Raw genomic sequence first — 7,966 nt, forward strand, 5'->3', positions numbered from 1 at the left:
TATACAACATTAACGCGGTGTCGTCTTAAATAAAATGAACATAAAAAAAGCTGTCGAGACTTTCTCGACAGCCTGAGAGCCTGAAATCAGGCTCTTTATTTTTATCGTTCGCTTTACCAAATTTATTTTTTTCCAAAAAAATGATCCTGGTATTAGAACCTGGTACTAAGACGTGTTATACTACAGTAAGAAAGTGGATCTCATCTTATGTATAAAGGGGAAGGTATAATTTGACAGATCAACAACAATGGCTTGCGCCTGAATATTACAATATGACTTCGGAAATGGAACACCATGATGCTAGTAAAACTGCACTCAAGTGGCTGAGTGAGACAGGAGAATACGAAGAAATCACCTACGGAGAGCTGTTGAAAAAGGCTAACCGGCTGGCTGGAGGACTCGCAAATCTGGGATTTAACAAAGGTGACAGGGTTCTGGTCGTAGTACCACGGCGTATTATTGCGTATGTAATTTATCTGGCCTGCTTGAAGCTGGGGCTTGCTGTCATTCCATCTTCAGAAATGCTACGTGCCAAGGATATTGCATATCGTCTTCGCCATTCGGAAGCGCGTGCAGTCATTGCCTGGACGGGAGTAACAAGCGAAGTGGACAAAATAAATGATGATTTGCCTGCTCTGGACTATCGTATCGTGGTCTCCGGGGACGACACGGCAGATGTATCTGGCTGGCTCGTGCTGAATGAACTGATGGATGGACAGGGAGATACTTTTGAAGCTGTAAAGACACACCGTGACGACATGGCCATTCTGGCCTATACTTCGGGCACCACGGGAAATCCTAAAGGTGTTGTACATAGCCATGGCTGGGGATATGCCCATCTGCGGATAACATCACCATGGTTGGATATTCGAGCTTCAGACGTAGTATGGGCTACAGCTGCACCAGGATGGCAAAAGTGGATTTGGAGCCCGTTTTTATCTGTACTGGGGAATGGAGCGACCGGATTCGTATATAATGGTCCGTTTCGTCCGGGTCGCTATTTGCAGTTCATGCAGCAGTACGGAATCCAAGTGTTGTGCTGTACGCCGACAGAATACCGGATTATGGCGAAAACGGATGGTTTGGATCAATATGATCTATCCCAATTGCGCAGCGCAGTTTCTGCGGGAGAGCCTCTCAATCAGGAGGTCATTAATAAGTTTCAGGAGCAGTTCAACATTACGATTCGTGACGGCTACGGTCAAACAGAGAGCACATTAATTATTGGTAATTTAAAGGATGCACCTCTGCGCACAGGCTCGATGGGCAAATCTATTGCACCGGGACTCGTTGAGGTCGTAGACGAGGATGGCATTCCGCTGGCTCCGGGGCAAGTGGGCGATATTGCGGTACGCGCTGATCTGCCGGCATTATTCCATACGTATTACCATGATCCAGAACGCAAATTAGTTAGTGTCCACGGAGATTATTTTGTTACGGGAGACCGGGCTCGCAAAGACGAGGATGGATATTTCTGGTTCGAAGGACGTGGGGATGATATCATTATCAGTTCTGGCTATACCATTGGTCCTTTTGAAGTAGAGGAAGCGCTTATGAAGCATGACTCCGTGCAGGAATGTGCTGCCGTAGCCAGCCCTGACGAAATTCGTGGACATGTTGTAAAGGCTTTTGTCGTACTCAAAGCTGGGGTAGAAGGATCACCGGCGTTAGTGAAGGAACTGCAACATCATGTGAAAACATGGACGGCGCCTTATAAATATCCACGAAAAATAGAGTTTATTCAAGAGCTTCCTAAAACTAGTTCGGGCAAAATACGAAGAGTGGAGCTGCGTGAAATGGAGAAGCAATCCGTACTGTAGTGATGAAATCATTCAATATAATCAAAACGGAACAGGAGCGTGGAAAAATGAGTACATTTGAATCATTGTTGGAGCAATACGCAGAACTGGTCGTAAGAGTAGGGGTTAACATTCAGCCCGGACAGGTGTTTTTGGTAACTGCACCACTGGAAACTGTTGAGTTTACACGCCTGATTGTCAGCAAAGCCTATGAAGCAGGCGCTAAATATGTACAGGTAGAGTTCGAGGATGATTCCATTACACGTAGTCGTTTTGAACATGGTGACGAAGCCAGCTTTGATTACTACCCTGCTTGGAAGGCAGAAATGATGGAGAAATTTGCCGAAGAGGGTGGAGCCACACTAACGATTAAAGTACCGAACCCGGATTTATATCAAGGCATTGATCCACAAAAGGTATCTCGTGCGACTAAGGCGGCAGCTACGGCGAGAGAAGGTTTTTCTAAATATACCCGAAATCATAAAATTAGCTGGTGTTTGATTAAAGCGCCGACGAAGGCTTGGGCCGATAAAGTATTTGCAGATGTAGCAGAAGAGGATCGTATACGTGTCATGTGGGATACAATCTTCCAAATGAATCGTGTAGATGGCTCTGATCCTATTCAGAATTGGCAGAAACATTTGAAAAACCTTGAACAGGTACAAGACAAGCTGAATCATAAAAAGTATAAAAGCCTCCATTATCGTGCACCAGGAACAGATTTGAGAATTGAACTGGCTGACGGGCATATTTGGCGCAGCGGTGGTGGTGAGAACGAGCACGGAGATTATTTTGTCGCGAATATGCCGACAGAAGAAGTGTTCACGATGCCTAAGCGTACAGGTGTGAATGGTCATGTCACAAGTACAATGCCACTCAATTTAAATGGACAACTGGTGGATCGCATAACGTTTACCTTTAAGGACGGTAAAGTCACTGAATATACAGCAGAATCCGGCGAGCAGCATCTGACTCATTTGCTCGCTACGGATGAAGGGGCCAGCTATTTGGGAGAAGTTGCACTGGTGCCGCACGATTCACCGATTTCCAATCTCAATCGCATTTTTTACAATACAGGTATCGACGAAAATGCCTCCTGCCACTTGGCTCTAGGCAGTGCGTATCCATTTAATATGGAAAATGGGACACAAATGAACCGGGAGGAGCTGCTCCAGAACGGTGCCAATGTCAGCCTGACTCATGTGGACTTCATGATCGGCTCAGCTGAGCTGGATATTGACGGCGAATTGCAAGACGGAAGCAAAGAAGCCGTGTTCCGCAAAGGAAATTGGGCTATTTAGGCCTTTTTTCAATCTCCATTCAATCGACCCGCAAACGATCTCATTCGTTATGCGGGTTTTTCTATTCCCTAAATCTCAAATTGCTCCTTGTTTTGTGATATATAAAGTGCTAAACTGAGTTCAAACAGTAATTTAAACAACGTTTTAATTATTGTTTGAAAAGTCATTTACATAAAATCGTCCCATTTCATTCATCCGTTATGATTGGACGAAATAGGAGGAGGAAAAACATGAATCACCCAGACAAAAAACAACAAACCAAAGAAAAAATCTTAGACGCTACGCTGGAATTTATTCAAAAGAAAGGTTTTGAGGCGGTTACAATCCGGAAAATTGCCGAGCTGTCTGCTACTAATATTTCTTTAGTTAATTATTATTTTGGCTCTAAGGAAAATCTGCTCAGTGAAGCTATTGAAGTGATATTAAATGGCTTTCAGCATACCTTTTCTATTTTGGACAATACAACGATGCCCCCCCAAGATAGACTGAAACAATTTTTACTTAACTATCTGCAGGTCATTCGTCAATATCCAGAGCTTCTTTCGCGAATTATTGCCATGGGCAGCACGCCCTTTACATCTCAACAGGAATACGGAAGGTTTTTAAACATAATGGGATTTCCAAAGGTTCAGAGCACGATCAAGGAGCTGACAGGTGAGCAACAGCCGGAGCGCTTGTTAGCGATGATGCTGCAAATATTTGGAGCTATTTTTCTGCCTGCACTGATGAGTCCAATTCTTGAATCAGGGGCAGTTGTGGAAATACCTTCAATAGAGGAACAATTAAATCTGCTGTTCGAAAGATATTTTGATCAAAAATAAATCATAGGAGTGACTAATATGAATTTTTTGAGAAAATATTGGCAAGATGCAGGGGCTATAATCGGTGTGGTTGTATGTATTGTTTTACTTATGAATCCAGCTATCCTTTCGGATATAACAGGCATGTTATGGTTGAGTTTTGTGGCTATATTGTTTCATCAATTTGAGGAGTACCGCTGGCCTGGATATTTTGCTGGTTTATTTAACAATGTTATGTTTAAAAGTGACACACCGGATCATTACCCTTTAAACACTCAATCAGCGATGATTATCAATGTGGCAATTGCCTATGTGTTTTATCTGCTTCCCGTATGGTTTCCGCAAGTAATCTGGCTTGGACTCGCACCAGTTTTTATGGGATTCTTTCAGGTCGTTTGGCACGGCATCGTTGTCAATATTAAAGCAAAAACCTTATATAATCCTGGCTTGTTTACGGCACTTCTCCTGCATGTTCCAGTCGGAATCTGGTATATTCATGAAATAGTACAGCGAGACATCCCAACGGCAATAGATTGGATTGCGGGTACGATCTACTTTGTTTTTGCTGTATACATCTTCATCATTAAAGGGAATATATGGTTGAAGAAGAGTGACTCTCCTTACTCCTTTTCTAAACAACAGCTGGGAGCTTATGGTCGTAAATAGGGTATGTTAGAAAATCATCAATGTCCTTGTTTACAAGTTGGAAACAAGTAGAGGTATTCCGGAAATGACGTTCGGTTACACTTGGTTTGTACCCAAGAACAAGGAAAGAGTGATCTTATAATGAAGCATACACATCAATCTTATGATCGTAAAAAGTTGGCTTACAAGCTAATCACCACTAGTGCTTTATTGGCTATAGGTTTTGCTGTGATGACAGGATGCAGCAATAGCGGGGAGGAAAAATCAACTGCTCCTACTAAAGCAGAAACAGTCACACCACTTGCTAGTTCTACAGATCAAAACACGGATCTCAATACTAATGGGCAAGGCTCAACCTCTACCCATCAAGAACCTGCCAGTAGTACAGCTTCATCTCACGGTAAACACAGCTCCGCAGCTGCTATACTCAGTGCAGCCAAGCAGGGGACCTTACCGAATTTGCCTAAAGGTCTTGGCTTGGGAACTAGTAGCGATTTGTTATTCGAGCTGTGGGGGAAATCCGAGTCAGGTTCTACAGGTCCTATGAGAAGCTATGCTAAGTATCATACAGACATCATGCTGGATGGAAGTGATAATGTTACAGAAATTACATCTTCCGATCCAGACTATAAGAAGTTGCTTATCAAACAAGTTGTTGACGAATTGGGCAAACCTACGGAAACCGTTGACACCTCTAGAGACATACCTGACACAGCAGAAGCTAATTATACGATCAATAACACATCAGGACTTAGTTATTATTTAGTATTTTCCTATCAAACCAAAACGCAAAAGATCAATTATATCCGATTATATTTTAACTCTAAAACACCATAATTGGATGTAGTAACAGAGTCGTTTCCGTCAGAATTGCGGAGGCGACTTTGTTCAAACTCATTGCATTTTTAGGTTATGTCGTTTATACTAATTTGTAATTGATTAATCACTAATCGGAAAACTGTGCTAAATAAAGGGATGAAAAAAACATGGCTAAAGCTACGTCAACATCTATAAATCGCCAAAAGGAAATCATATCTGCTGCTATTGAAGTGTTTGCAGAAATGGGCTACTACCGAGCTACAACAGCCAAAGTTGCGGAACGGGCCAATATTTCTCAGCCCTATGTCTTTCGTTTTTTCGCTACCAAGGAAGCGTTGCTTGTTGAAGCCCTGAAGGTTTCATTTGCACGTATCATCGACTCTTTTCACAGCGTCATTCATTCGGCCTCATCTGAACAGCTCGAGCAAGAGCTAATAACAGCCTATTCGCAAATGATGATGGAATACCGCAATGAAACACTTTTGCAAATGCAGGCGCAGACGATCCGCGAGGATGAGGTCGTAAGCGTGATGCAGCAAGGATTCCGTGAAATTCATACGACGGTTTATGATGCTTTCCGACGGGCAGGTATTGAACAAGCAATGGAAAGAACGATGCTTTTTCTTGCCAGAGGTATGCTGTGCAATATTTCGATGTCGCTGGATCTGCCAGAACTGATGAAAAAAGACGATTAATTTGGGTTTATACATTAGAGTCGCGTTTTTGCGCGGCTTTTTTGCTTTTAATTTTATTTTGTTCAAGACATGATTTCGTTTGCTTCTGAGAAAAAACCGCCAAATAAGTTGACAAGAGAAGCGAGTCTCGTTATCCTAATACCCATAGGGGTATATGTATAGAGGGATTTAACTAAGCTAAGCCCCCTCAAAAAACAGACGGAGGTACTACAATGTCATCAATTAACAATATCCAAGCAGATCATATTCTTGATTGCAAAGGGCTAGCTTGTCCTATGCCTATAGTAAGAACAAAAAAGGCTATGAATGAGCTCGTTCCCGGAAAGATTATGGAGGTTCAGGCGACTGACAAAGGTTCATTAGCCGATTTTCAGAGCTGGGCCAAAAACACCGGACATCAATATTTGGGCACTCTCCAAGAAGGAGATGTAATGCGACATTATTTACGCAAAGCAAATCCGGCTGAAGTGAAGAAGGAGCAAATATTATTTTCTTCTACGATAAGCCATGAAGAGCTACAAGCAAAATGTTCTGGAAAAGAGAACTTCATTTTGCTCGATGTTCGTGAACCCGCTGAATTTGCGCTTAAACATATCCCTGGATCTAAGCACATCCCTCTTGGCGAACTGGAGAACAGAATCTCTGAACTGAACTTGGAAGAAGAGATAGCAGTGATTTGTCAAGCTGGAGCACGCAGTGAAATGGCTTGTCAGTTATTAGTTTCCAAAGGCGCTAATAAAGTCAAATCTGTACTTTCAGGCATATCCGAATGGGCTGGAGAGACTAAAGGAAGCGAATCCATATGAGTACGACAGCAGGAATTTTTACAAATAATCAAGAATATGCTCAGCCCAAAACAACGATTGTATTATTCAGCGGGGAGCTGGATAAGGCGATTGCTGCATTCATTATTGCGAATGGAGCGGCAGCATATGATCATGAAGTAACTATTTTCTTTACTTTTTGGGGGCTAAATACGTTACGCAAGGATGAAATCGTGAGCACCAATAAGGGAATGCTCGAAAAAGCCCTTAGCTGGATCATGCCTCGTGGACCCAAAAAGCTTGCACTATCCAAAATGAATTTTGCCGGACTTGGTCCACAGATGATCAAGCATGTCATGAAAAAGCACAATGCGCTTTCCTTGCCGCAGCTTATAGAGTTGGCACGAGAGCAGGGGATCAAGCTCGTCGCCTGTACCATGACCATGGATTTGTTAGGGCTGCAGCAAGAAGAGCTAATCGAGGGTTTGGAATATGCTGGTGTAGCCGCCTACTTGGGGGATGCTTCGCAGGGCAAGGTGAATCTATTTATTTAGGGTATCCTATTTATTTTTTTGGTTTATAATATACCTATACGTGTATATGGTAAGTCAAAAAAGGAGTGCATTACTTATGGATTACAATTACAGTGATGAACTGAAAACGCGCCTGAGGAGGATTGAGGGACAGGTGCGTGGGGTACTTCGTTTAATGGATGAAGGAAAATCGTGCAAAGACGTCGTTAGCCAGTTATCTGCCGTACGTAACGCATCAGATAAAGCAATTGCCCAAATTGTAGCAGAGAATCTGCAACGATGTATATTGGAAGAGCAAGAGGCTGGAGGAGACACGGATAAGCTGGTTAAAGAAGCGATTCAGCTTCTTGTGAAAAGTAGATAATCATGACTCCAGAGTCCAAGCTAGCGGGCAATGATGTCACTATGCACAAAATTACGGGAGCTGGCATTATTGCCTTTAACCAGCCACATATATTGGACGTGGTTAAGAGTTTTTTGATGAAAGATTAAGATTATATAATAGCCGTAATTAAAAAGTTCGCTGCCTCTAGTTGGTCAAGACCCCATTTTATAGACACTAAAAAAAGACCCTAGGCTATAAGCTGCTTCCGATACTCTTTCGGAGGCA

The 7,966-nt window shown here is 42.7% G+C and carries 9 protein-coding genes; all 9 read left to right on the forward strand.

Annotation, left to right across the window (positions count from 1 at the left end):
• The first annotated feature begins 230 nt into the window (after nucleotides 1-230).
• Nucleotides 231-1,820 (forward strand): acyl-CoA synthetase, encoded by a 1,590-nt coding sequence (locus ACL9RM_RS26190; protein ID WP_069291896.1) that lies wholly within the window; start codon nucleotides 231-233, stop codon nucleotides 1,818-1,820.
• A 47-nt stretch (nucleotides 1,821-1,867) separates the two neighbouring features.
• Nucleotides 1,868-3,100, forward strand: coding sequence for an aminopeptidase (locus ACL9RM_RS26195; protein WP_250268279.1), 1,233 nt, complete (start codon nucleotides 1,868-1,870; stop codon nucleotides 3,098-3,100).
• 230 nt (nucleotides 3,101-3,330) lie between these two features.
• Nucleotides 3,331-3,921 carry a TetR/AcrR family transcriptional regulator gene (locus tag ACL9RM_RS26200; protein ID WP_250268280.1) on the forward strand — a complete coding sequence of 197 codons (591 nt, stop codon included), beginning with the start codon at nucleotides 3,331-3,333 and terminating at the stop codon, nucleotides 3,919-3,921.
• A gap of 18 nt (nucleotides 3,922-3,939) precedes the next feature.
• Complete coding sequence (locus ACL9RM_RS26205) at nucleotides 3,940-4,566, forward strand: HXXEE domain-containing protein (protein ID WP_061831669.1); 627 nt, start codon at nucleotides 3,940-3,942, stop codon at nucleotides 4,564-4,566.
• 120 nt (nucleotides 4,567-4,686) lie between these two features.
• The gene (locus ACL9RM_RS26210; RefSeq protein WP_250268281.1) at nucleotides 4,687-5,382 is read left to right on the forward strand and encodes a DUF4309 domain-containing protein; all 696 of its coding nucleotides are present in this window, start codon (nucleotides 4,687-4,689) and stop codon (nucleotides 5,380-5,382) included.
• A 149-nt stretch (nucleotides 5,383-5,531) separates the two neighbouring features.
• On the forward strand, nucleotides 5,532-6,059 hold the full coding sequence (locus ACL9RM_RS26215) for a TetR/AcrR family transcriptional regulator (protein WP_250268283.1): 528 nt from the start codon (nucleotides 5,532-5,534) through the stop codon (nucleotides 6,057-6,059).
• A gap of 212 nt (nucleotides 6,060-6,271) precedes the next feature.
• On the forward strand, nucleotides 6,272-6,865 hold the full coding sequence (locus ACL9RM_RS26220) for a sulfurtransferase TusA family protein (protein WP_250268284.1): 594 nt from the start codon (nucleotides 6,272-6,274) through the stop codon (nucleotides 6,863-6,865).
• Nucleotides 6,862-7,377 carry a DsrE/DsrF/DrsH-like family protein gene (locus ACL9RM_RS26225; RefSeq protein ID WP_250268285.1) on the forward strand — a complete coding sequence of 172 codons (516 nt, stop codon included), beginning with the start codon at nucleotides 6,862-6,864 and terminating at the stop codon, nucleotides 7,375-7,377. The genes ACL9RM_RS26220 and ACL9RM_RS26225 overlap by 4 nt, the downstream gene beginning before the upstream one ends.
• A gap of 76 nt (nucleotides 7,378-7,453) precedes the next feature.
• Nucleotides 7,454-7,720 carry a metal-sensitive transcriptional regulator gene (locus tag ACL9RM_RS26230; protein WP_013310304.1) on the forward strand — a complete coding sequence of 89 codons (267 nt, stop codon included), beginning with the start codon at nucleotides 7,454-7,456 and terminating at the stop codon, nucleotides 7,718-7,720.
• Nucleotides 7,721-7,966 lie beyond the last annotated feature (246 nt).

It is taken from the genome of Paenibacillus sp. S29, from assembly GCF_049319765.1.
GTDB lineage: Bacteria > Bacillota > Bacilli > Paenibacillales > Paenibacillaceae > Paenibacillus > Paenibacillus polymyxa_B.

Bases quoted from the DNA above. Each gene is read 5' to 3' on its own strand.
- ACL9RM_RS26220 (WP_250268284.1), top strand. From the start codon at position 6,272: ATGTCATCAATTAACAATATCCAAGCAGATCATATTCTTGATTGCAAA.
- ACL9RM_RS26195 (WP_250268279.1), top strand. From the start codon at position 1,868: ATGAGTACATTTGAATCATTGTTGGAGCAATACGCAGAACTGGTCGTA.
- ACL9RM_RS26205 (WP_061831669.1), top strand. From the start codon at position 3,940: ATGAATTTTTTGAGAAAATATTGGCAAGATGCAGGGGCTATAATCGGT.
- ACL9RM_RS26210 (WP_250268281.1), top strand. From the start codon at position 4,687: ATGAAGCATACACATCAATCTTATGATCGTAAAAAGTTGGCTTACAAG.
- ACL9RM_RS26230 (WP_013310304.1), top strand. From the start codon at position 7,454: ATGGATTACAATTACAGTGATGAACTGAAAACGCGCCTGAGGAGGATT.
- ACL9RM_RS26225 (WP_250268285.1), top strand. From the start codon at position 6,862: ATGAGTACGACAGCAGGAATTTTTACAAATAATCAAGAATATGCTCAG.
- ACL9RM_RS26200 (WP_250268280.1), top strand. From the start codon at position 3,331: ATGAATCACCCAGACAAAAAACAACAAACCAAAGAAAAAATCTTAGAC.
- ACL9RM_RS26215 (WP_250268283.1), top strand. From the start codon at position 5,532: ATGGCTAAAGCTACGTCAACATCTATAAATCGCCAAAAGGAAATCATA.